The 23,374-nt window shown below is 68.3% G+C and carries 12 protein-coding genes, 1 tRNA gene and 1 pseudogene; 7 read left to right on the top strand and 7 right to left on the bottom strand.

What is annotated here, in order from left to right; genetic code table 11:
• Both ON27_RS43525 and ON27_RS33785 read right to left on the bottom strand, forming a co-directional pair.
• Positions 1 to 13,227 (bottom strand): type I polyketide synthase (locus ON27_RS43525; RefSeq protein WP_169334559.1); only part of this gene is annotated, 13,227 nt, incomplete at its 3' end.
• A 202-nt stretch (positions 13,228 to 13,429) separates the two neighbouring features.
• The gene (locus tag ON27_RS33785; RefSeq protein ID WP_043736849.1) at positions 13,430 to 13,786 is read right to left on the bottom strand and encodes a winged helix-turn-helix transcriptional regulator; all 357 of its coding nucleotides are present in this window, start codon (positions 13,784 to 13,786) and stop codon (positions 13,430 to 13,432) included.
• 145 nt (positions 13,787 to 13,931) lie between these two features.
• Between ON27_RS33785 and ON27_RS33780 the strand changes: the two genes are divergently transcribed.
• The 3 genes from ON27_RS33780 to ON27_RS33770 all read left to right on the top strand — a co-directional run bounded on the left by ON27_RS33780 (position 13,932) and on the right by ON27_RS33770 (position 15,514).
• Positions 13,932 to 14,801, top strand: coding sequence for an NAD(P)-dependent oxidoreductase (locus ON27_RS33780; protein WP_043736846.1), 870 nt, complete (start codon positions 13,932 to 13,934; stop codon positions 14,799 to 14,801).
• 136 nt (positions 14,802 to 14,937) lie between these two features.
• On the top strand, positions 14,938 to 15,156 hold the full coding sequence (locus tag ON27_RS33775) for a hypervirulence associated TUDOR domain-containing protein (RefSeq protein ID WP_043736844.1): 219 nt from the start codon (positions 14,938 to 14,940) through the stop codon (positions 15,154 to 15,156).
• A 19-nt stretch (positions 15,157 to 15,175) separates the two neighbouring features.
• Entirely contained in the window at positions 15,176 to 15,514 is a 339-nt protein-coding gene (locus tag ON27_RS33770) for a DUF3140 domain-containing protein (RefSeq protein WP_043736841.1), read from the top strand.
• Between the two features lie 338 nt (positions 15,515 to 15,852).
• Here the strand turns inward: ON27_RS33770 and ON27_RS33765 are convergent, their stop codons facing one another.
• The gene (locus ON27_RS33765) at positions 15,853 to 16,656 is read right to left on the bottom strand and encodes a cytochrome P450 (RefSeq protein WP_051047287.1); all 804 of its coding nucleotides are present in this window, start codon (positions 16,654 to 16,656) and stop codon (positions 15,853 to 15,855) included.
• A gap of 265 nt (positions 16,657 to 16,921) precedes the next feature.
• Between ON27_RS33765 and ON27_RS33760 the strand changes: the two genes are divergently transcribed.
• From ON27_RS33760 to ON27_RS33750, 3 genes are all read left to right on the top strand, one after another.
• A tRNA-Leu gene (locus ON27_RS33760) sits at positions 16,922 to 17,006 on the top strand.
• Positions 17,007 to 17,315: 309 nt separating this feature from the next.
• Entirely contained in the window at positions 17,316 to 17,789 is a 474-nt protein-coding gene (locus tag ON27_RS33755; protein WP_157227628.1) for a hypothetical protein, read from the top strand.
• On the top strand, positions 17,768 to 18,916 hold the full coding sequence (locus ON27_RS33750; protein ID WP_169334558.1) for a site-specific integrase: 1,149 nt from the start codon (positions 17,768 to 17,770) through the stop codon (positions 18,914 to 18,916). The genes ON27_RS33755 and ON27_RS33750 overlap by 22 nt, the downstream gene beginning before the upstream one ends.
• Positions 18,917 to 19,248: 332 nt before the next feature.
• Here ON27_RS33750 and ON27_RS45140 read toward each other — a convergent pair.
• From ON27_RS45140 to ON27_RS33730, 4 genes and pseudogenes are all read right to left on the bottom strand, one after another.
• Positions 19,249 to 19,820, bottom strand: a pseudogene (locus tag ON27_RS45140) (transposase); the annotation flags it as partial.
• A gap of 189 nt (positions 19,821 to 20,009) precedes the next feature.
• Positions 20,010 to 20,474 carry a nuclear transport factor 2 family protein gene (locus ON27_RS40345; RefSeq protein ID WP_051047283.1) on the bottom strand — a complete coding sequence of 155 codons (465 nt, stop codon included), beginning with the start codon at positions 20,472 to 20,474 and terminating at the stop codon, positions 20,010 to 20,012.
• Positions 20,471 to 21,067: a fumarylacetoacetate hydrolase family protein gene (locus ON27_RS33735; protein ID WP_051047282.1), complete on the bottom strand. Its 597-nt coding sequence runs from the start codon at positions 21,065 to 21,067 to the stop codon at positions 20,471 to 20,473. Before ON27_RS33735 ends, ON27_RS40345 begins: the two co-directional genes overlap by 4 nt.
• Before the next feature lie 269 nt (positions 21,068 to 21,336).
• A complete protein-coding gene (locus tag ON27_RS33730; protein ID WP_043736838.1) occupies positions 21,337 to 21,762 on the bottom strand; it encodes a cupin domain-containing protein in 426 nt (141 codons plus the stop codon).
• A 746-nt stretch (positions 21,763 to 22,508) separates the two neighbouring features.
• Between ON27_RS33730 and ON27_RS33725 the strand changes: the two genes are divergently transcribed.
• Positions 22,509 to 23,374 (top strand): SAM-dependent methyltransferase (locus tag ON27_RS33725; RefSeq protein ID WP_245560501.1); only part of this gene is annotated, 866 nt, incomplete at its 3' end.

Raw genomic sequence — 23,374 nt, 5'->3', positions numbered from 1 at the left:
TTGCCGCTGGAAGGGATACGTGGGGGCGAGGACGCGGCGGCGGCCGTGCGGCCGGTGGACTTGCTCCCAGTCCACCGACACACCACCGACATACAGGTGGCCGAGCGCCGTCATCATCGTCTCGCGATCGCCGCGCCCGCGGCGCAACGACGCGACGAACCGAGCCGAGTCGCCCAGCACTCGCTTGCCGAGCGCGGACAACGTCGGCTGCGGGCCGATCTCGAGGAACGTTTCGATGCCCAGCTCGGTCATGGCGCGCATGCTTTGGGCGAAGCGCACCGGCTGACGCGCATGCCGCGCCCAGTACTCCGGACTCAGCTCCCCCGCGCGCAGCGGAGCCCCGGTGAGATTCGAGACGAGCGGAATCGCGGGATCGGTCATACGGGCGCGCGCCGCCGCCACGGCGAGGTCGTCGAGGATCGGATCCATCGCCGCCGAATGGAAGGCGTGCGAGACGGCCAAGTCGGCGGCCCGGAAACCCCGGGCGGACAGCTCTTGTCGCAGCGGGTCGAGCGCGGTGCGCGGTCCGGCGACAACCACCTGGGCCGGTCCGTTGTCTCCGGCGATCGACGCCACGGGTTCGTATCGCGCCACCAGCGGCGCGACCTGCTCGGCGGAAGCGTCGACCGCCAGCATCCCGCCGCCCTCCGGCAGCCGCTGCATCAACTGGCCGCGCACGGCGACCAGTCGCAGGGCGTCCTCCACGGCCATGGCGCCCGCCGCGCAGGCGGCGACGTACTCGCCGACACTGTGTCCGAGCACCGCGGCCGGGGCGATTCCCCACGACCGCCACAACTGCCACAGCGCCCATTCGACGGCGAACAACACCGGCTGGGTGAACACCGTGCGACGCAGCAACTCGGGACCGTGCTCCCCGTAGACGGCGTCGATCAGCCCGATGCCGTCCCCGATCGGCCCCAGCACGGCGTCGCAGTGCCGCAGCGCGTCGCGGAAGACCGGTTCGGACTCGTGCAGTTCGCGCGCCATCGCGGGGTACTGCGCTCCCTGCCCGGTGAACAGCAGCGCCACCTTCGCTTTCGATGTCCGTTCCACCCGGCCGCGGATCGAAGTCGGCGGCCGCTCGCGCAACTCCCGCGCGGCGGCGGCGCCGCTCGCCGCGACGACCGCGAGCCGCTCCTCGAAATGGGTGCGCGCGGTGGCGGCGGTATAGGCGAGATCGCCGAGAGGCACACGCGCCGAATCGAGTTCGTCTGCCCAGCGCTCGGCGGTGTCGACGAGGGCGGATTCGTCACGGGCCGACAGCGCCAACACCTGCGCGGCCGACGATTCCGGTTGTGAAGCCGGGGCAGGGTCACCCTGCGCCACGATGACGTGCGCGTTGGTACCGCTCATCCCGAACGAGCTGACCCCGATCGCGGGAGGATGTCCGGTCCGCGGCCAGTCCCGTGCCCGGCCCACGACCTCGAGCGGCAGCTCGGCCCACTCGATGAGCGGGTTCGGTGTGTGGAAGTGCAGGCTCGGCGGAATCCGACGGTGCTGCAACATGAGCACGGCCTTGATGACACCCGCGACACCGGCCGCACCTTCGGTGTGCCCGATATTCGTCTTGACCGACCCGATGAGCAGCGGTTGCGTGCGCCCGGCGCCATATACCTCCGCCAGCGCGGTGGCCTCGATCGGGTCGCCGAGCGGAGTGCCGGTGCCGTGTGCCTCGACGTAGTCCACCGCCTCCGGTCGCAGGCCCGCCTGGGCGAGCGCGTCGGCGATGACGCGTTGCTGGGCCGGGCCGTTGGGCGCGGTGAGCCCATTGGAGCGTCCGTCGTGATTCACCGCGATGCCGCCCACCACGGCCAGCACCCGGTCGCCGTGCCGGCGGGCCTCCGACAGCCGGGTCAGCACCAGCACGCCGCACCCGTCGGCGCGGACGTAGCCGTTGGCGTCGGCGTCGAACGCCCGTGACCGTCCGTCGGGCGACAGCGAGGCCAGACGGCAGAACCCGATGGTGGTCTCCGGAGCCAGCTGCAAGTTCACACCGCCCACCAGCGCCAGATCACAACGACCCGCGCGCAACCCGTCCCAGGCCGATTGCAGTGCCACCAGCGACGATGAGCAGGCCGTGTCCAGCGTCAGCGCCGGACCTTGCAGTCCGAGCACGTAGGCCAGGCGCCCGGCCGCGACGCTCGGCGCCGAACCGATGACGGAATAGGCGCCGATCGCGGCCGGGTCGGCGGCCCGGGTCGGCGTGCCCGGATACTCGCTGAAGCACAGGCCGACGTACACGCCGGTGCGACTGCCCGCCAGACCGCCCGGCGCGCGGCCGGAGCGCTCCAGCGCCTCCCAGCTGGTCTCGAGCAGCAGACGTTGCTGCGGGTCCATCGCGCGCGCCTCCGCCGCGCCGATGCCGAAGAACGCGGGATCGAATTCGTCGGCGCCGTCGACGAAACCGCCCCACCGGGTGTACATCCGGCCCAGCGCCGCCGGATCGGGGTCGTAGTAGGCGTCGATGTCCCACCGTTGCGGCGGCACCTCGGTGATCGCGTCGCGGCCCTGCCACAGCAGATCCCAGAAGTCCTCGGGCGTGTGAACCCCGCCGGGAAAGCGGCAGCTCATGCCGACGATGACGATCGGGTCATCGGCCCCGAGCTGATCCCTTTGCGAGCCGGTCGGATCCGAAAGTGCCTGCTGCGAAATGCGGTTCGGAAGATCGGCCATCCTCGTGGCCTCTGCCACAGGCCCGACGTTCTCCAGATCAGCCCTTGGCGTGGCTCCTGCCGGGGGGCGGCCGTTCTCGAGATCGGCCGTTGGCGTGGCTTCTGCCGCGGGGCGAATGTGCTTCAGATCGGCCGTTATCGGGGCTTTTGCCACAGGCCGGACGTCCTTCAGATCAGCCCTTGGCGTGGCTCCTGCCGCGGGGCGGACGTTGTCCAGATCGGCCGTTGTCGCGGCTCCTGCCCCGCGCCGGGCGTCCTCGACGGTCTCGGCCGGCGCCTCGCCACCAGCGGGAGCGGGCGCGGCTTTCCGGTGCAGCAACCGAGCGATCTCGCGCACGGTCGGGTAGTCGAAGACGAGTCCGGCGGGCAGCGGCATCCCGATCTCCGCCGCCAGCGCGGCCCGCAATTCCATCCCGGTCAGGGAGTCCACCCCGGTGTCGTGCAGCGGCAGGTCCGGGTCGAGTTCGCTCGCGCGGTCCAGCACCCGCATCGCGACGCGCTGCACGAGCGCCTCCCAGGGCGCGACGTCGTCCGCGAGCCGGGGTCGTGTTGACGCAGGCGGTTCGGTGCGCGGCGCGGCCTGGGGCGAGCGGTTGGCGTACCAGCGTTCCGGCACGAAGCCGAACACGCCCGGTGCGGTGCTGTCATGGCGGACCAGATGAGTCAACGCGGCGGCCGCGTCGTCCTGGTACAGCGGCGGCAGACCACGCCGCGTGAGTCGCGTGGTGACGTCGGCGCGGTCGGCGGCCATGCCCACATCGGCGAACGGTCCCCACCCGATACTCAGCGCGGGCAGTCCCTCGGCCCGCCGCCGCCAAGCCAGCGCGTCCAAGGCCGCGTTCGCGGCGGCGTAGTTGGCTTGACCCGGGGTGCCGAGCACGCCGGCGACGGACGAATAGGTGACGAACAGTTCCAGCGGCTGATCGCGGGTGAGTTCGTCGAGGTGGCGCGCCGCGTGGTATTTGGGCCGCAGCACGGTCTCGAATCGCGACCAGGTCTGCTCGGTCACCACGCCGTCGTCCAGCACTCCCGCGCAGTGGACCACCCCGCGCAACGGCGGGAAGCCGGATTCCGCGATGGCGTGCAGCAGCGCCGCGACGGACGCGCGGTCACCGACGTCGGCCTGCCGCGCCGTCACCCGAGCGCCGCTCGCGCGCAGCGATTCCAGCAGCCGCACTCCCGCCGCGTCCGGCGCGCGACGGCCGACCAGGACGAGATGCCGAGCTCCGCGGTCCACCAGCCAGCGCGCGGCCGCGGCGCCGAGGCCACCGAAACCGCCGGTCACCAGGTAGGTGCCCGCGGTCGACCGCGCACTGCCCGCGGCGGTCGGGATGTCGCCGCCGAGCAGGACGACGCGGCCGGGATGGTCGCGGTCCGACATGGCGCGAAACGCCTCGGCGGCACGATCGATGCCGTACACCGCATGCGGCAACGCATCGAGTGCCTTTTGCTCGAACAGCGCCATGACGCCGCGCAGGATCTCCCCGAGCCGCCGCGGATCGGCAGCGGCGGGATCGAACTCGCGATGGTCGACCCCACTCTCGCGAGGGGCGGTTCGGCGCTGCACCGGATCGATGACGTCCACGAGCAGGCCGCCCGGGCGCAACATGCCGGCGGCCTGCGCGGTGAAGTCGTCCCCCAACGTGTGTAGGACGACATCCATTCCGTGGCCCGCGGTCGCCGCCCGGACGTCTTCGCTCACTCCGAGGCGCCAGGTATCGATCCGTGTGACCGTGAGACCCGCGTTCCGCGCCCAGCGACACAGCGCGGCGGTGGCGAACACCTGCGCACCGGCGTGGGCCGCGAGCCGCACCGCGGCCATGCCGACACCGTCGGCGGACCCGTGCACGAGCACACGGTCCCCGGCGCGCAGGCCGCCGACGTCGAACAAAGCGTGCCAGGCGGTGGTGAACGCGTACGGTACGGTCGCTCCGTCGGTGAACGTGAGGTGCTCCGGCAGCGGTGCCACCATGCCCTGGTCGACCGTCACGTGGCGGGCGAGGCTGTCCCGCGCCAAGGCGACGACACGATCCCCGACCGTGAAACCCTCGACGCCCGCCCCGACCGCGGTGATCCGGCCCGCGCACTCGGCGCCGAGCGGTGCTCCCGCTTCGGGATGAAGGCCCGAGGCCACCCACAGGTCGCGGGTGTCGAGACCGGTGGCGGCGACCATGATCTCGACCTCTGCGGCTCCTGGTGCGCGGCGAGCGCCGGGTTCCCGACGCATCCGGTCGAAATCGCCGGAACGGTGTGCCACCAGGCGGTAGCCGTCGGAGGGGGCGGGGCCTTCGGCGAGACGAGCGGTCAGCCAGCGGCCGTCGCGGAGCGCGAACTCGCCGGTGCCGTACTCGCCGAGCAAGCCCGCGATGATCGGCGCGCTGTCTCCGCCGGCTTCGGCGGGCACGTCCAGCAATCGGCACCCGAAGTCGGGGTGCTCGGTGGCCAGCGTGCGACCGAAGCCCCACAGCAGAGCCTGATCGGGATCCGGCCGGTCGGCGGGTGTGACGCGCTGGGCGTTCACGGTCAGCAACCACAGCGCCGCCGGTCGGTGTGGTGCCGCGTCCAGATCGCGCGTCAACCGCAGCGCGGCTTCTATACGGGTCCGCACGGACGCGGCGGTCCAGGCGAAGACAACGCCTCGCACCGAAGGCGTGGTGGTGACAGACGATTCCGAACCGGCCGCGTCCGCCGGGCGGACGATCAAGGTGTCAGCGCCGCGTGCGGCCAGTCCGTCGGCGACGGCGTCGCCGACCGGCCCGTCAGCGAAGATCAGCCAGCGGCCCGCCGCGATCTCCGGCATGGGCGCTGCGCTGTCGGCCGGGACCCACTCGACGTGATGCAGCAGCCTCGCGAGCCTGGACGAGTCCGAATCGGTGGCAGCGGCTCGAGGAGAGGCACCGGATCTCGCGGCCAGCAGACTTACCCCGTGCAGACTGGCGAGCGGTCGCCCCGACGCCGAATACAACGCGGCGTCACCGACGATGACCCGGGTACCGCGTTCGGTCACCCGCACCCGGCAGCGAACGATCGCCTCCCCATCGGTGGGGCTGCCGAAGAATCGAACACGATCGATGGCGGAGGGCAGGAACACTTCCCCCGCGGCGTCGGCGGTCACCACGATGCTGTGCAGGCACGCGTCGAGCAGGATCGGGTCGAGCGTCGCCGGAGGGCGATGCGGCAGCCGGAAGACGGTCTCGGCGTCGGTGTCGCTGACCCGCCGGAACTCGACGGCGCAGCGGTAATCAGGCCCTAGGTGCAGGCCCGACCGCGCCAGGGTCTCGTAATAGGCGGGCCATGCCTCAGGCTCGGTGGCGGCCCCCACTACCTCGGGCGAAGGCCCCGAAACAGCCTGTGCAGCAGTGAATCGAGCGTGCGCGTAGCTCGTCCCGGCATCGTCGGAACCTACGAAGCGCACATCGAAGCCGTCCGGGCCGCGATCGAGCATGACCCGCACCGCTGATTCGGCGCTGACCTCCAGCGGAGTGACCAGGCGCAGTCCGGTGACCTCCCAGCTGCCCGGCAGTTCGGCGGCGAGCGCGTCCAGTTGCGCGCACAGCCAGGCCGCGGGAACCGTCGGCACCCCACGCAGCCGATGCCCTGCGAACATCTCGGGCGTGAGCCGCAAGGTGCGCGAGGACGCGGACCACACCCGCGGCTCCGAACCGGAGGCCACGTGCTCGAGTGGAGCCGCTTGACTTGCGGTGACTCGCCCGGGCCCGCCGGAGCGAGGCTCGAGTTCCAGCCAGTGCCGCTTGCGCTGGAACGGGTAGGTCGGCAGATCGACCTGGCGCCACGGTCGATCGGAATACACCGCCGCCCAATCGATCTCCGCGCCGCCGACATAACGACCGGCCAGCTCGTCCGCACCACCCGGCACCCCGGCCACCGACCCGCTCGCCGTGCGCCCGGTGGCGATGTTCTCCAGCGCGGCACGCAGCTGTGCGCCGGTCTCGAAGACGATCGCCACCCGCTCACCGAAATGGGTGCGGCACACCGCCGCCGACGCACACAGATCCACCAGCGCCGTGTCAGGCCGTGCAACCAACAGTTCGCGATACCGGGCCGCCAACTCTCGCAGGGCGGCGGCGTTCTTCGCCGACAGGACCAGCAGGTGAGGGCCGGAGTCGTCGGCGGAAACGGCCTCGGGCGCCCACGGTGCTTCTTCGAGCACCACGTGCGCGTTCGTGCCGCTGATCCCGAACGCGCTCACACCCGCGCGCCGCGGCCGCCGCGACCGCCGCCACGGACGTTCCGCGGCGACGACCCGGACCGCGACCGAATCCCAGTCGATGTGCGGATTGCCCGACCGGAAATGCAGCGAGGCGGGCATGCGCTCGTGGCGCATGGCCTCGATCACCTTGATGATGTTGGCGATGCCCGCCGCTGCCTGGGTGTGCCCGAGATTCGACTTCACCGAGCCGATCCACAACGGCGCGGCTTCGCTGCGGCCCGCTGCCAGCACCGAGGCGAGCGCGTTGACCTCGATCGGATCGCCGAGCGCGGTGCCGGTGCCGTGCGTCTCGACGTACTCGATGTCCCCGGCCGCGACGGACGCGTCCGCCAGCGCCGCCCGGATCACCCGTTCCTGCGCCGGACCGTTCGGCGCGCTCAACCCCTGACTGCGGCCATCGGAATTGACCGCAGATCCGCGGACCACCCCCAGCACCCGGTCACCGTCTCGCTGCGCGTCCGCCAGCCGTTTGAGCACGAGCATGCCCGCGCCGTCACTCCAGACCACGCCGTCGGCGCGCGCGTCGAAGCTCTTGCACCGGCCGTCCGCGGCCAGGCCGCGCGCCCGTGCGAAGTAGATGTCGAGCGAGGGTGTGAGCACCACGGTGGCCCCGCCCGCCAGCGCGAGATCGCATTCACCGCTGCGCAGGCTGCGCACCGCCGTATGCACGGTCACCAGCGACGACGAGCACGCGGTGTCGATGGTGAGGCTGGGCCCGTGCACGCCGAGGAAATACGACAACCGCCCGGAGGCGACGCTGGCCAGATTGCCGGTGCCGAACCAGGCGTCGGGCGCGACATCCGCCCGCGTCATCCGTTCGGCGTAGTCGTTGGACATCAATCCGACGAAGACGCCGGTCCGGCTGCCGTCCAGGCGGTCGGCTGGATAACCGGCGTGTTCGAGCGCCTCCCAGGAGGTTTCCAGCAGCAGCCGCTGTTGCGGGTCCAGCATCCGAGCCTCGCCGGCGGAGACGCCGAAGAATCCGGCGTCGAAATCCTCGACACCGTCCACGAAACCGCCCCAGCGCGTGTAGGTCTTGCCCTCGGCATCCGGGTCCGGATCGAAGAATTCCCCCGCATCCCAGCGGTGGGCGGGCACTTCGGTCACCGCGTCGGTTTCGGTGGAGAGCAGATGCCAGAGGTCGGCCGGTCCGCGCACGTCACCGGGGTAGCGGCAGCCCATGCCGATGATCGCGATCGCGTCGGTGTAATCGTCCGCGTCCGAGCGGGATTCGGTATGTGTGAGTTGAGTCACGTCCGGTGTGGTAGGTGTAACCGGAAGTTCGGCCGGGTACACCGCGGGAGTGAGTTGCTCGACGGTGCGCGTGATCGGTCGCTGTTCGGCCCGCTCCTGCGCCGCGCGGCGTGGGGCGGCGCTGTCGCGCCCGGATTTCGCGCCGAGCCGGGCGATCTCCTCCGACACCGCGGCGACGGTCGGATGATCGAACAGCAGAGTGGCCGGAAGCCGCACCCCCAGTTCGGCGGAGAGCGCGTTGCGCAAGTCGACGGCCATCATCGAATCCAGCCCGAGTTCGCGCAACGGAGTGCGATCGGCAACGGCCGTGGTACGGCCGAGAGCGGTCATCGCGTGGGCGCGCACCACTTCCAGCAGATCGGCCGAGTCTCGCGAGTCGTGCACGTCCTGTTCGTCGACCTCGCTGATCGGGTCCGGCTCCGCCGTGACGGCGGGGAACACCGCGACGGCTCCTTCCGCGGCCACCAGCGAGCGCAACGCTCGTGCGCCGTCCTCGACGGTCAACTCCCCGACGCCGTGGCGTGCCCACGCTCGGCGAGCCGCATCGCTGAGGGCACCGGCCATGCCGGTGCCCGCCCACGGACCCCACGCGATACTCACGGCCGGGAGCCCTTGCGTCGAGCGCAGGTGCGCGAGCGCGTCGAGGTAGGCGTTCGCTGCGGCGTAGTTGCCCTGTCCGGCGGTGCCCACCACGGCGCTGACCGACGAGAACAGCACGAACAGATCCAGCGAGCGGTCCGCGGTCAGCTCGTGCAGGTGCCAAGCGCCCGCGACCTTGCCCGCGAACACCCGCTCGACGCGTTCGGAGTTCTGCTCGATCAGCAGAGCGTCGTCCAGAACGCCCGCGCAGTGCACCACCCCGGCCAACCTCGGAAGGTCGTCGCCGAAGCGAGCGAGCAGACGCGAGAGCGCGTTCCGGTCGGCGACATCGACCACCGCGGTCTCGACGCGCGCACCCAGAGCGGCGATGCGCGCCATCTCCCGCTCGTCCCCCAGGGCCGGGGCACTGCGACCGGCCAGCACAACGGTGCCCGCACCGGCCTCGGCCAGGATGCGCGCGGCGGTCGTCCCCAGCGCTCCGCGCCCGCCGGTGATCAGATACGCCGCGGCACGATCCAGCCGCGGCGGCATCTCGGCGTCGCCGGAGGGCTGCAGGCGCATCGTGTATCGATGACGTCCGCGCAGCGCGACCACGTAATCGTCTGTGTTCGTAGCGAATTCGTTCACCAGGCGGTGGTCGTCGCAGCGGGCGCCCACGGGCAGGTCGATCAGGCGGCACCGCAATTCGGGAAGTTCGCTGCGCACCACCGCGCCCAGACCGCACAGCGTCGCCGCCGCCGGGCGCACGGGTTCTCCGGGCAGCGCTGCGGTCGCCCCCACGGTCACCAGGTACAGCGGCCCGTCGGTGACCGTCCGAGCCATCGCCCGCACCACGCCGAGCGCGAGTTCCGTTTCCGTGCGCGCCGCGTCGGCACTGTCGTCCGCCTCGATGTCGGCCAGGTAGATCACCGTCCGGCCGTCGCCGGGCCAGACGGCCGGATCGGTCGTACGCTCCACCGCCACCGCGTCGGTGCCCCCGGCGCGCAAGGCGGCGGCCAGGCGGTCCGCCTGCCATCCGACACCGATCACCAAAGTGGCGTCGCGGCGCTGTCCACGCGGCACCGCCGCGGCGGGCACCCAGGTCGGACGATGGAACAAACGCGACATGCGATCCCGATTCTGCGACTGCCCGGCAGTGCCGGACTCGGCGAACCATACGTCTTCGATATCGCCGATCACCGTGTCGGCGGTATCGAAGACGGTGATCCGAATCGTGCGGCCGGTGCGCTCGGCCAGCGCCCACGCACGCCCACCGGCCTGCGCCCCGGACAGACGCAAACGGCCAATGCCGACCGGCAACTGGGCCGCGTGGTTGTCACGGGTGGCCAACGCGAGACCGGTCTGCACCGCGGCGTCGAGCAGGCACGACAGCCAGGCGTCCGGTTCACCGGCGAGTTCCGCCGGGCGCGTGAGTTCGGCGAGCACGCTGTCCGCGCCCAGCCGCAGCCGAGTGATCCAGCGGAACCGCGGACCGAAGGTCAATCCGGCTTCCGCGCAGCGGCGGTAGAAATCGTCGGCGTCCCACTCGGTGGATGGCATGAGCCGCGCCGCGAACGCACTCCCGGAATCACGCGGCCGATTCGAGGCGGCTCGCACCACCGCCGACACCGCGGTGACGGTGCCGTCGTCGACCTGGAACCGAACCTCGGCGCGGTCTTCCCGGCGGGAGACGAGTGGCTCGCTCAATTCCTCGAGCGGCACCGGCCGCGCGGCCACGAAGTCGATCAGCTCGTCGTCGGCGCTACCGGCCGCGCGCAAGGCTCGCAGCGCGAGTTCCGCCGCGGGCACCACGGCTCGATCCCGGAACCGATGCTCGGCGAGATATCCGCTGTCCGCCGACGGCATGGTGATCCGTACTCGTTCGAAAGGGTAGGTGGGCAGGCCGTTGCGCCGCCGCGCCTGCCGGGGTACCACCGCGTCCCAGTCGATCGCCGCGCCCGCGCAGTACAGGTCGCCGACCGCGCTCAGCAGCACCTCGTCGTCCACCGACGCACGGCGCATGCTCGGTACCCACAAGGCGTCCGGGTCGGTCCGGCGGCCGAACTCCAGCAGCACCGGATGGGGTCCCACCTCGAGATAGGCGTCCACACCGAATTCGGCTACCGAGCGGATACCCTCGGCGAAGCGGACGGTGCCGCGGGCGTGCGCACGCCAATACGCCGCATCCATCGGGGCATCGATCCGTGCGCCGGTCACGTTCGACACCAGTGGTATCGCCGTAGCGCGGGGGGCGGGCACCAACTCGGCGACCTGTGTTCGGAAGTCGTCCAGCATCGGATCCAGCAGCGGCGAGTGAAACGCCGTCGTACCGGGTAGACGCACGGTGCGAATCGAACGTTCTTCGGCTGCCCGCACCACCCGGCCCACCGCGTCCGCCGCTCCCGAGACGACGAACTGGCCCGGTCCGTTGACCGCGGCCACCGCCAGGCTCGCCGCCAGTTCCGTGAACAATCCCTCGAATTCCGCGGGCGCGGCGAAGACCGCCGCCATCGCCCCTTCCTGTGCCACCGCCTGCATCAACCGGCCGCGCTCGGCCGCCAAACGCAGCCCGGCGGGGAGGTCGAGCGCCCCCGCGACGGTCGCCGCCACCAGCTCGCCGAGGCTGTGTCCCAGCACGACCCGAGGCCGAATGCCGAACGTCGACCACAGCTCGGCGCAGGCCCATTCGATCGCGAACATCGCCGGTTGCGCGTACTCGGTGCGGGTCAGCGACTCCTCGTTCGCATCGAACAGCACCGAGCGCAACCGCAGGCCGCCGGGCAGCGGTCCGAGTAGCTCGTCACAACGGTCGAGCGCCGCGCGGAAAGCCGGATATCTGCGGTCGAGCGCCGCACCCATCCCCGCGTACTGAGCGCCCTGTCCGGTGAACAGCATCGCGACCCGCGGCTCCCCCGACGCCGGCTCGGTCGCCCGAGCTACCGAGGTGGCCAGTGCACGGGCGGCCTCTTCGGCCGTACGCGCCACCACCGCGCGCCGATGCGCGAAATGCGTGCGCCCCAACGCCGCGGTGGCTGCCACATCCGCGACCGGGACTGCCTCACGATGCAGATGCTCCGCATAACGCTCGGACAGCGCGTCGAGCGCCGAGGCGGAACGCGCCGAAAGGACCAGCAGCGACGGTTGTTCCGATTCCGCGTGAGCCGCCGGTTCGGGGGCCTGCTCCAGCACCACGTGCGCGTTGGTCCCCGCGAAACCGAACGAGCTGACCCCTGCCAACCGTGGCCGTTCGGCGCGCGGCCACGCGACATCGCGGGTCGGCACCGCCAGCGCCGTGCCGTCCAGCGCGATCTTCGGGTTCAGCGTGGTGAAATCGTGCTGACGCGGTATGCGTTCGTGTTCCAGCTGCAGCACCACCTTGATCAGCCCGGCGACGCCCGCGGCCGCCTCGAGGTGACCGATCTGCGACTTGACCGAACCGAGCAGGCACACCGACCCATCCGCCCGCGGCGCACCGAGAACCTGGGACAACGCCTCGATCTCGATCGGATCTCCCAGCGGAGTGCCGGTGCCGTGCGTCTCGACGTAGCCGATCAGGCCGGCGTCGCAGCCCCCGTCGGTCAGCGCGGCGCGCAGCAGTTCGCGCTGCGCCGTCGGGTTGGGCGCGGTCAGCCCCATGGAACGACCGTCGTGGTTCACGCTCGAGCCTCGGATGAGCGCCCGGATCGCGTCACCGTCGGCGATGGCTCGCGAAAGTGTCTTCAGCACAACGACACCCGCGCCCTCACCGCGCACATACCCGTTCGCCCTGGCGTCGAAGGGGCGGCAGTGACCGTCGGGCGAGAGCGCTCCCATGCGGGCCAGCGCCTCCGAGGTGAGTTCGGATTGCAGCAGATTCACCCCGCCCGCCAACGCCACGTCGCACTCCCCCGTGCGCAGACTGCGACACGCCTGATGCACCGCCACCAGCGACGACGAACACGCCGTGTCGATCGCCACCGCGGGTCCGCGCAACCCGAGCACGTAGGACACCCGCCCGGCCACGATGCTCGACATCGTCCCGGTGAGAGTGTGCGCGTCCACCGAATTCACCCACTCCGGTGTGATCGTGCGCTGGTATTCCTGCCAGCTCACGCCGAGGAAGACGCCAGTGCGCGCCGCGGCCGGACCGTCCGGCACGACGGCGGCGTCTTCCATTGCCTCCCAAGCTACTTCGAGCACCAGCCGCTGTTGCGGATCCATCGCCGCCGCTTCGCGCGGCGCGATGCCGAGGAACTCCGCGTCCATGGCATCGATCGGCCCGGCGAGTAGTCCGGCCCGCCGCCGCGCTCGCCGAGGCGCCGAATCCGTTACCGTCCAACGGTTCTGCGGCGCCTCGACGATCGCGTCGCGGCCCGAGGACAGCAGTTCCCAGTACTGCTGCGGGTTTTCCGCGCCGCCGGGGAAGCGGCAGCCGATCCCGACGATGGCGATCGGCTCGCGCTGCGGCCGTGCCTCCAACTCCTGAATCCGGCGGAGTGCCCGTGTCAGCAAGACCCGTAGGTCATACCCATCATCCGACATCTGCGCAGCCACCCACATCTCGCAAAAGTTGTGACGTGGAACATACGACGGGCCCGGTTATGCGTCAATTACATCGGGTGTGCACAAAATTAACTCAAGTTACCAACTAGTAGCTTGATCTTCCGCTGAGCGATGTTGCCCGAGTGAAACATTCACATTTGAAGGATTCACTTCAGAGCTGCTGATGCACCCGCTGCGCCCCGATCCGATCGATCCGGTCGCGTCCCCAGTCGCCCAGCGGCGCCAGCGCGGCGTTCAGAGCGGCGCCGACCTCGGTCAGCCGATACTCCACGCGCGGCGGCACTTCGCGATAGACGGTTCTGCTGACGATGCCGTCCTCCTCCAGCTCCCGCAGCTGCTGGATCAGCATCTTCTCCGAGACTCCCGGCAGGCCCTTGCGTAACTCTCCGAAGCGCCGGACGCTGTGGTTCGCCAACTCCCAGAGGATGAGCGCCTTCCACTTCCCGCCCACGACATCCATCGCGGCATCGATGCCGCAGAAGTATGGTCCCGATCGCTTCGCGCCCACCCGTCCGCCTCTCCACCTGTTTACAAACCCATTGGTAAGTACCCGACAAAATAGTAGGTACTTGTCTCCTTGCCGGGCAACGAGCAATCTTGGTTGCAGCGCGCTGACCAGTACATTTATCGCACCTCAAGGAGTTGAACCCGCCATGGCGGAAACCACGAAGACCCCGGTGACCATTCTGGGACTCGGCGCGATGGGCCAAGCTCTGGCCGCGACTTTCCTGAAGGCCGGCGTGTCGACGACGGTGTGGAACCGCACGCCCGGCAAGGACACCGAACTCCTCGCGGCCGGAGCTGTCGGCGCCGCGACCGTCGCCGAAGCGATCGACGCCGGTGGTCCGATCATCGCCGTACTGCTGGACCACGCGTCGGTGCACGCCACCCTCGACCCGGTGGCCGACCGGCTGGCCGGACGCCAGCTCATCAATCTGACCAGCACCGCTCCCGATGAGGCGCGCGAACTCGCCGCCTGGGCGGCGCGGCACGATTGCCACTACCTCGACGGCGGGATCATGGCGGTGCCTCCGATGATCGGTCAGCCCGGCGCCTCCATCCTCTACAGCGGCTCCCAGTCGGTCTTCGACGCGCACCGCGACACCCTCGAATTGCTCGCCTCCGCCGAATACTTCGGCGACGACGCGGGATTCGCGTCGACCTACGACTTCGCGCTGCTCGCCGCCATGTACGCGATGTTCGGAGGCTTCCTGCACGGCGCGGCCATGATGCGCTCCGTCGGCGTCTCCGCCGCCGAATACGGCGAGCGAGCCGCCGCTTGGGTCAGCGCGATGACCCAGTCGCTGTCCCAGCTAGGAGCCGTCATCGACTCGGGCGGCTACACCGACCCGGTCCAATCCATCGCTTTCCACAAATCCGCGCTCGACGCCATCACCCGCGCAAGCCGCGACGCGAACGTCACTCTTGATTTCGTCGCCCCGCTGAAAACCCTCCTCGACCGCCAGGTGGCCGACGGCCACGGCGCCCTGGGCTTCGAACGCACTTTCGAAGAACTCCGCTAGCCTCCGTACGGGGCCGGCTCTCCTCGCTCGCGCGGACGACATCGAATCGTTGCAGCATCGCTTCAGCTACCAGGTTTCGGTGTCGTCGCCCGGGTAACACGTCCACGTTGGAACGGGACCGAGTAGGAGATCGATCATGAGCAAGAAATCGTTCGGAAAAGGCGACAAAGTCGAATGGAACAGCCACGGCAGCACCACCGAGGGCGAGGTGGAAGAAGTGATCACCTCCGATACCGAGGCGGCCGGCCGGACGGTCCGAGCATCCGAAGACGAGCCGCAATATCGGGTGCGCAGCGCGAAAAGCGGTCGTGATGCGGTGCACAAGCCCGGGGCCCTCCGTCGGCAGAACGATTGACATCGAAATCGGAGCTGTCATGACGGTAGACAACAAAGAGATACGCGCGGAGTTCGACAGCGTCGTCAATATGACACCGAAAGAACTACGTCGGTGGCTCGACACCGACGAGTCGAAGTCGGTGGGACAGAAGCCCGAAGGCGGCGGCGAGTCGACCGGGCACGTCAGCGGCCGCCGCATCCTGGATATCCTCGAGAAAGCCGACCTGACCGACGACGACTACGCGCACATGCGCAAAGTCATCGGCTATGCCCATCGCCATCTCGAGCAGCGGCCCTCCGGAGAGATCGAGAACAGTAAATGGCGCTACTCGCTGATGAACTGGGGTCATGATCCGATGAAGGCGGACACCGAGTAAGCGTGGCACGCCGGTGGGTTTCCCATCGTCGTGTCACCTGTGCCGGTCGCTGTCCGGGATCAACCGGCTGTCCCGGGCGATCTCTTTCGGTCGACCGTAGTTGCCGCGCTCGCCGGACCGCCTGATCGAAATTGTCATCAGGCGATCAGGTCTTACCGAATATCGCATGCTCCGCGAGATCGCCGCCTGCGGTTGATTCGACCCGATACCGATGCGGTCGCGTCGGGAGAGGCTGGGCAACCATGTCCGCGACATTCCAGCATCGGCGCGGGCCCGTGGTTGTTGTCGCCTCGGTTGTTCTACGCGTCTGCGCGGGCGGAGAAGCGTGGCCGGATCGGTTACGTCGGCAAACTATCGGTCGCTGGCAGCGTCGGTGTCGCTGACGCTCCGAGGCGAACCGGTTGGCTGCGCAAGCCGCGCAGGACAGGGCTCGCGATGCCCCCCGGCGCACCTGCAGGGGCCATCGCGGGTACGCGACGTGTGAGTTCTTCGAGGGTGGCCGTCGCTTCGAGCCGGGCCAGGGCGCTGCCGATGCAATAGTGAATGCCCGCGCCGGATGCCAGGTGGTCCTGGATATTCGGCCGATCGAGACGGAATTCGTCGGGGTCGGGGAATCGGCGCGGGTCGCGGTTCGCGGACCCGACCAGAGGAAGGATGTAGGCATCTGCGGGGATCGTCGTACCGCTCAGCTCGACATCGGTTTCGGCGCCCCGCAGCAAGGCTTGCGCCGGGCTGTCGAAACGCAGGGTTTCGGCGACGACGGCGGCTGCCAGTCCGGGTTCTTCGCGCAACCGTGCCTCGATGTCAGGGCGATCTAACAGCGCGAGCGCGGCGTTGGCGATCAGATTCGCCGTGGTCTCGTGCCCCGCCACCAGGAGCAGAATGCAGAAGTTCACGATCTCAGCGGTCGTGAGCGCCTCGTCGCCGGTGCCGGTGACCAGCGAGCTGACCAGATCGTCGCCGAGCGCACGGCGACGCAGGCAGATCGTTCGCTCCTTCGATCCGAAATGCGTGTACAGCGCTCCGGACTCTGGTGACAGCCCCGCGGCTTCCTCGATCGCCGCGACACTGGTCGACGCGTACCCCTGTTCGGCGAAGAGCCGTAGCGCCTCGGCGACGATCCGATCCCGAGTACTGTCCACCCCGGATTCCCCAATCAATCACTTGGACGCTTGCCCAACTCGGCGAAGCAAGAACCACTCCCCTGTCACGACGAGAAGCTCCACACGATCCAACGGCCCGACCCGGCACTTGCGGTCCGCGCCCCGAGCCCGGATGCCACCTCGTCCAACCGCTCCGCCGACACCTCACGAGCACGCCACCGCATCCCGACCCACTTGAGAATCCGCAAGTCAAGGCGCGATTTGGTCCAGACGGAGTGATCCGATAATCTTGCTGAGCACACCGGTCCGGGTGGCGGAATGGCAGACGCGCTAGCTTGAGGTGCTAGTGCCCTTTATCGGGCGTGGGGGTTCAAGTCCCCCTCCGGACACGCAAAAACACGCATTCAGTGCATAGATGCACTGAATGCGTGTTTTTTTGTTGCATCCAGTGTGTGTCCTCGCACATGTTCGGACGTCTTTCGCCCTGTTTCAGGGCATGGGTGCCCCGTTTGGGTGTTTGAAGACTTGCCCGGACACATCCGTGAAGTCGGCACGCGGTTGTCCGCGTCGGGCCCGTGTCCGAGGGGGTTTGTAGCGGTTGACCACGCTGGCGGGGGTGGGGATGCTGGAAGAACGCTGCCTGCCCCCGTGGCAGCGCTGGGGGATTCATCCGATGATCTCGGTCGACGAGGAGATGCGTGAACTGGCCAGTCGATTCCGGAATGTACGGTGGCATCAGCTCCAAGCCCGCGGATCCAGTCGCCGCCCAGCAGCCGGTGTTCCGCCCGTTGCGCAAGCCTGGGCCGCCTGTCGCGCCCGCGGGCGCTGCGGCGATGTACTACACCGTTACCACCATCGGCGGCAACGGTCGCTTGGCCGACAGCTCGCCGCTGAAAAAGCTTGGCTGGGGACCGAATCAGGCTGTGTCGATCGAGGTGGTCGATGAGGTGATCGTCGTGACCGAGAGCAGCGAGGGTCCCTATTCGGTGACATCCCAGCATCATCTGCACCTGCCCGCTGAGGTCCGCCGCTCCTACCGGATCCAATCCGGGGACCGGCTACTGGCTGTCGCCGCACCCGAACATCGACTCCTGGTGCTCTACCCGCCCACCAGCATGCATCTCATACTCCACCGCCAACACCCACACCTATGGACTCGCAGAAACCCCTAGACCCGACCTTCCTCAACCACGCAACTTCCGGCCACCACCCGCACGCTCGTCCCGGCAACAGCTCGCCGCTGAGGGCGACCGAACCGACGGCACAGGACAGCATGACCCCCGACGAGCTACCAGAATCCCTCCGACGCACCATCGACCGACTGGAATATATCGTTCTTCACGGCAAGCGCGATCAACAGCCCATGCCGACCATCCGCGAATACATCTCCCACGTTTCGGCATCAGTGCCAGCTGGCTCCCGCAACACCTACAGCGGCTACTGGAAGCTGGTCGAACAGGCGTGGGGCGAGCTCCGTCTCAACGAGCCCACAACGGCAGAAATCGCCGACCTGGTGAAACAACACCAACGCCGCGCCGCCCCGAGATCCAACGCAACCGGAACCGGTGGCGCCGGCGGACTGATCGACGCCCTGCGCTGCCTCTACCGTTTCGCCGAATACGACGGACTGATCGACCCTCCACAGAACTCAGCTCGCAAAGTCCCCCGGCCACCGCAATCACGCCGATCCAAACTACCGCTGAGCGTCGAGCGACTCCACGAACTCGCCGACATCGCGGAAACAACAGGCAACGATCGAGAACTCGACGGCCTCATTGTGCGCCTGCACATGGAAACAGCCTGCCACCGCCGCAGCCCACTACACCTGCACATCTCCGACATCATCCAAGAAGACTGCACCCTGCGCCTACGCGACGAATCAGGCGACCTGCGCTGGCAACCCATCTCCCCCACCCTCCTGCAGCACCTGCTCGAACACATCGACACCCGCGGCGGCTCCCACACCACAACCCAAGTACTGCGCGACCACACCGGCCAACCGATCACCGACCGCCGCTACGACAACCTCCACAGCCGATTCCGCAAGCACCTTCCCTGGGCAGTCGAAGAACAAGTCACCGTCACCCGAATCCGATACACCACACTGAACTATGTCGAACGACAGTTCGGCAAAGCAGTCTCCCGCGCCTACGGCGGCCTCCACCACCGCAAAGGCAGAAACACCCTTTTCCCCTACAATCGCCCCGGCATCTACGACGTCGCCCGAGCACTGCAATCCCTGACCGGAGAAGAACACCCCCTCGCACACGGGCCCTTTCCTGGGCTCTCTGAGTCGTAGTACACGAGGAGCGCCGGAAGACGGTTCTGGCTCACCCTCTGAGGTGGCCTGTGTTCTAGGTCCGGAGGTGGATGCCTGAGGGGAGCCGACACGTGCCATATCCGTCTTTTGATCAACTTGGTACTGGTGTCGACGCCCGCGACCGGCCAGGCGGTCGAGGCGATCTGTCGGAGTCCCGACCCGGATTTCGTAGTGAACTGCCCCGCCGAGTTCCACAACGACGATGCGCCCCTGGCCCATCGGCGTTCGTGCGCTCTTGCCCCATCCCGACTGCCGGACACAACTGGTGCGGTCCAATCGGTCCTCGAACCGATGTGCGTCGGCCCGAGGACCGTTCGGGGCACCAGCACGTCGATGCGGTCCTGGGTGACCGGGTCGATCACCACCGTGCCGTAGCGGTGGCGGCGCCGCAACCGAAATCGTCCGCACTCATCGCGGCCGGCACCGGCCGCTCGGGCACCGGGATACCCAGCAGCACCCGCGCCGCCGTGTGGCGTGACAGCCCGATCGCTAGTTGCGCCAGCAGTCGCCTCCGGCGCGTCCAGCCAGTTCTTGCACCACCGATCGAAACCTGACCGGTCAGGCGCGCGGTGCGCCGCTGGTAGGGCTCCAGCACCCCGGGAACCTGCTCACGAAAAATACTGCGACAGCTTATGGTCGGGCACACCAACCGTACCTACACTCGCATGCGCACTGCACGACCGTCGAGCGGCATGTCGATGACGGTGCGCTGGTGGTAGCTGTGCGCCTTGCCCGAAACAGCACCGCAGCGCGGGCAGGCCGCTGGGACATCGGGGGTCCGGGCGCATATCCCGATCCAGGAGCCTTCGTCGCTCACCGCCTTCACCAATAGTGGCGACAAACTCGAAACAAATAGGCCAACAGACACATTCACATCGACCACCGGCGCATCGTGCCCTGACGCCCCCGCAGTCACCACCGAAAACGAGACAGAGCCGAAGAAATTACAGTCCCAGGTGGCCCGCCGAAACGGGTGGCGTGTCCATGAGGAGGGACCGTCAGGACACGCCCATAACGAGCACTATCGGATGCGGGTGGAGGCCCACACCGAGTCCGGCCCTGCCTGGGTTCACTAGGAATCCGGTTGCGGGTCCGGGAACGTGGGCTGATCGGCTTTCGCGAAGAGGACACGGTTCGTCCGGCTCGTGATCAGCCAGCCCTTCTCGGCTGTGAATCCATAGAGGGTAGTCGCGGCGGTGATCACGCCCGGGTTTCCTGAGGGTGCGGGCGCCGGGCCTTGCCTGGCGTAAAGGACGATATGGGAACGGGTTTCGGCGGTTTGCTCGGTGCTGCCGATCAGGGAGAAGTTGTGGATGAGGTGGGCGGTGGTGCGGACCCCACCGGTTCGGCGGCGTTCGTAGAATCCGGCGATGGCCGGACGCCCGACGTAGCGGCCGCCGGGGGTGCCGATATCGAAAATCGCGTCCTCGGTGTAGTGGTTCACGGCCGTCGCACCCGCGTTCAGGTCGACATCCGCCCAATAGTCGCACTCTTTGTGCCAGAGTTCGTACCAGAGGTCGATATCCCTGTGGTTCACCGAGCCGCCTCCTCATCGCCGCCGTTCCCGGCGAACGAGACGGTCACGTCCCCGAGCCTGGTGAATGCCGCCCGTGCGTGCTTGCTGCCCCGGGGTACTGCGAACGGTTTCAGCAGGGAGCCGGTCATGATGACCATGCCCGGTTGGAGGCTCGGATCATACCGCGAGAGCCGATGTGCGATCGCGGCCACCACATCGAAGGGATGGCCCATCGCCTCGATCCCCGCAGCCGATCCGATGATCTCGCCGTCGTGGTCGAGGACGACGCCTTCGAGCCGCAGATCCGCCACTTCCGCTGCCGGGCGTGGATCACCCAGGACGACAACACCATTGGACTTGTGCGTGGCGATAGCATGCTGAGGACTCTGCGCACCGTCCACGACACGGGGAGCCCACGCCGCCACTTCGATCGCGGGGCACAGCCATCGCGCGGCCCGCGCGACCTCCAACCGGGTGGGACTACCTGCCAGAGGAGTGTCAATCACCACGGCGATCTCGGCCTCGAGGTACGTCGTACCGGGACGGACGGTGTACCGGTAGCCGCTTGTGGCGGTATGGGATGCCAGCAGTGTGCCGACGGCGGGAACCGGCATGCCGGGGAGCATCGACCGGCATCGCGTGACGTCGCTGCCGCCTTGTAGCCGGTGATCCGGTCGCCGGCGCGCACTCGCCGCGCCATCTGGGCGAACTGCAGCGCATACGCCCGCTCCATCGACAGGTTGGGAGCCAATTCCGTGAGGTCGGTGCATTCAGGGGACCACGGGTCAGCTGTCAGCACGTGCGTGACCAGTTCTTCCTCGACGAGGGGCGAGGTTGTCGATTCCATGACTGTTCCTTCGACGGCGGGACGTTCACTCACGTGCTATTTGCCTCGGGCGAGGTATTTGAGCTCGACGCGGACGAGACGGATATGTTCCGATTCGCTGGGATTCCCGACGAAATGCAAAGCTTCGGGCTCCTTCCAGACCACGGTCTCCAACGGGGTCAGACCGCCGAAATCTCGGGTGTCCATGATCGCCTCGCCGGTGGTCCCGTCGTGATCGACGAGGTATCTGCCTTCGACCAGGTACAGCACGCTCGGCCAGCGGTGGTGATGCGGTGGTTCGACGGTTCCCGGCTCCAGATAGACCTCGAGCACACGGACATCGTCGTTTTCGAACAGCACCCGGTGGAACTGGTGCGCGGCGACCACGGCGTCGAGTTCCGCCGGCCAGTCGGCCGGCGCGTCGCCGCTTGTTCGGTAGGAGATCTGCTGTCCGTCGCCGGACCGGCTGTGTGCGGTACTCATGGGATTTCTTGGGGCATGTGGTGCGGGTTGATGTCACGGGCCCGTCGCCGAGCTGGGTGGGGAGGGATGATCGGCGAGCTGTGAGCATCACTGTGACGTGCCGAACGCTTCACGTCAAGAATTTTGGACCGATGTTTCACATAGTAGACCGATTGCTCGCTTGACGTCGCTACGGCGTAGTGGGTCGGGGTGATCGGCACCGCCTGCCTCGGGCCTCAGGCGAGGACATCCAGTGCGGCCGGGACGATGCTGTCGGTGTCGATGCCGTGGAATCGGTACACCTCGTCGATCGTCCCGGCCTGACCGAATCCGCTCACACCCAGAGCGGTGCTGCGAACCCGGTTGATTCCTGCCAGGAAGGCCAGAGGTTCAGCCGGCGTGCACAGTCGAGCAGCCCGACTCCCCGATCGAGTAGATCGTGCACCGCATGCCAGCGCTGCAGTGTGGTGGTCCCGCCTTTGACCTGTCGATATTTCGGTGCCACGGTCGACCAGCAGCCGCTGTGGGCTACGACCACCCTCTCCACGGCTTGGGCGAGTCCATGCCACGCGGCGTCGGCCGCAAACCCCTCCGAAACGGCAACGTGACACACCTTCTACGTCGCTGACTCCCCTACTGCGAGGCACTGCCGCCAGCGGGACCCCTCTTATCGCAACATCTGTTCAGGAGCCCACCTCTATGCCCGAAGACCACAGCCCCTCATCCGGACCGACATCCCCCACTCCGCGCGGATCTGGAACTACTGGATGGGCGGCAAGGATTATTACGAGATCGACCGCATCGCAGGCGACGCCGGCATCGAGGTCGATCCGGACATCACCACCATGGCGGTGCAGTCGCGCCAGTTCCTCATCCGCGCGGTGCGCTACCTCGCGGGCGAGATGGGCATCCGTCAGTTCCTCGACATCGGAACCGGCCTGCCCACCATGAAGAACACCCACGAGGTCGCCCAGACCGTCGCGCCCGAGTCCCGGATCGTCTACGTGGACAACGACCCGCTGGTGCTCACACACGCGCGGGCGCTGCTCACCTCCACCACACCAGAGGGCGTCACCACCTACATCGACGCCGACTACCACGATCCCGAGCGGATTGTCAACGACGCCAAGCACGTCCTCGACTTCAACGAGCCCGTCGCCGTGATGTTCATGGGCGTGGCTCGTCCATGCCAAGACCTACGACAATCTGCTGCGCATCGTGCACACCGTGCTGGATGCGGTGCCGTCGGGCAGCTACCTGGTGATGTGGGACGGCACCGACGACAGCAAGGCGTATGTCACCTTGTGCGAGAACTACACCGGCACCGGCGGTGTGCCCTATTTCCCCAGGCCCCAGGCCCCAGGCTCGGCTTCGCAGTGCCTTCGACGGCCTGCAGATGGTGGAGCCGGGTTTCGTGTCGATCACGCAGTGGCGTACAGGCGACACCGAGGTCGGTGCTGCCGTTTCGCAGCTTCGTCCAGGAACCGATGCATCACGGCCGACTGGTACTCGCGGGCGACGCCGCGTACACCGTCCCACCGACCGTCGCGAAAGGCCTCGATCTCGCCCTCGCCGATGTGCGGGTACTCGCCGAAGAACTCGAACTCGCGCTCGCCGCGGACGACACCGCACC

This window comes from Nocardia asiatica NBRC 100129, from assembly GCF_000308415.1.
Lineage (GTDB): Bacteria > Actinomycetota > Actinomycetes > Mycobacteriales > Mycobacteriaceae > Nocardia > Nocardia asiatica.
Note: the sequence above shows the minus strand (reverse complement) of the source record. Positions and strands in the feature narration are given on the sequence as shown.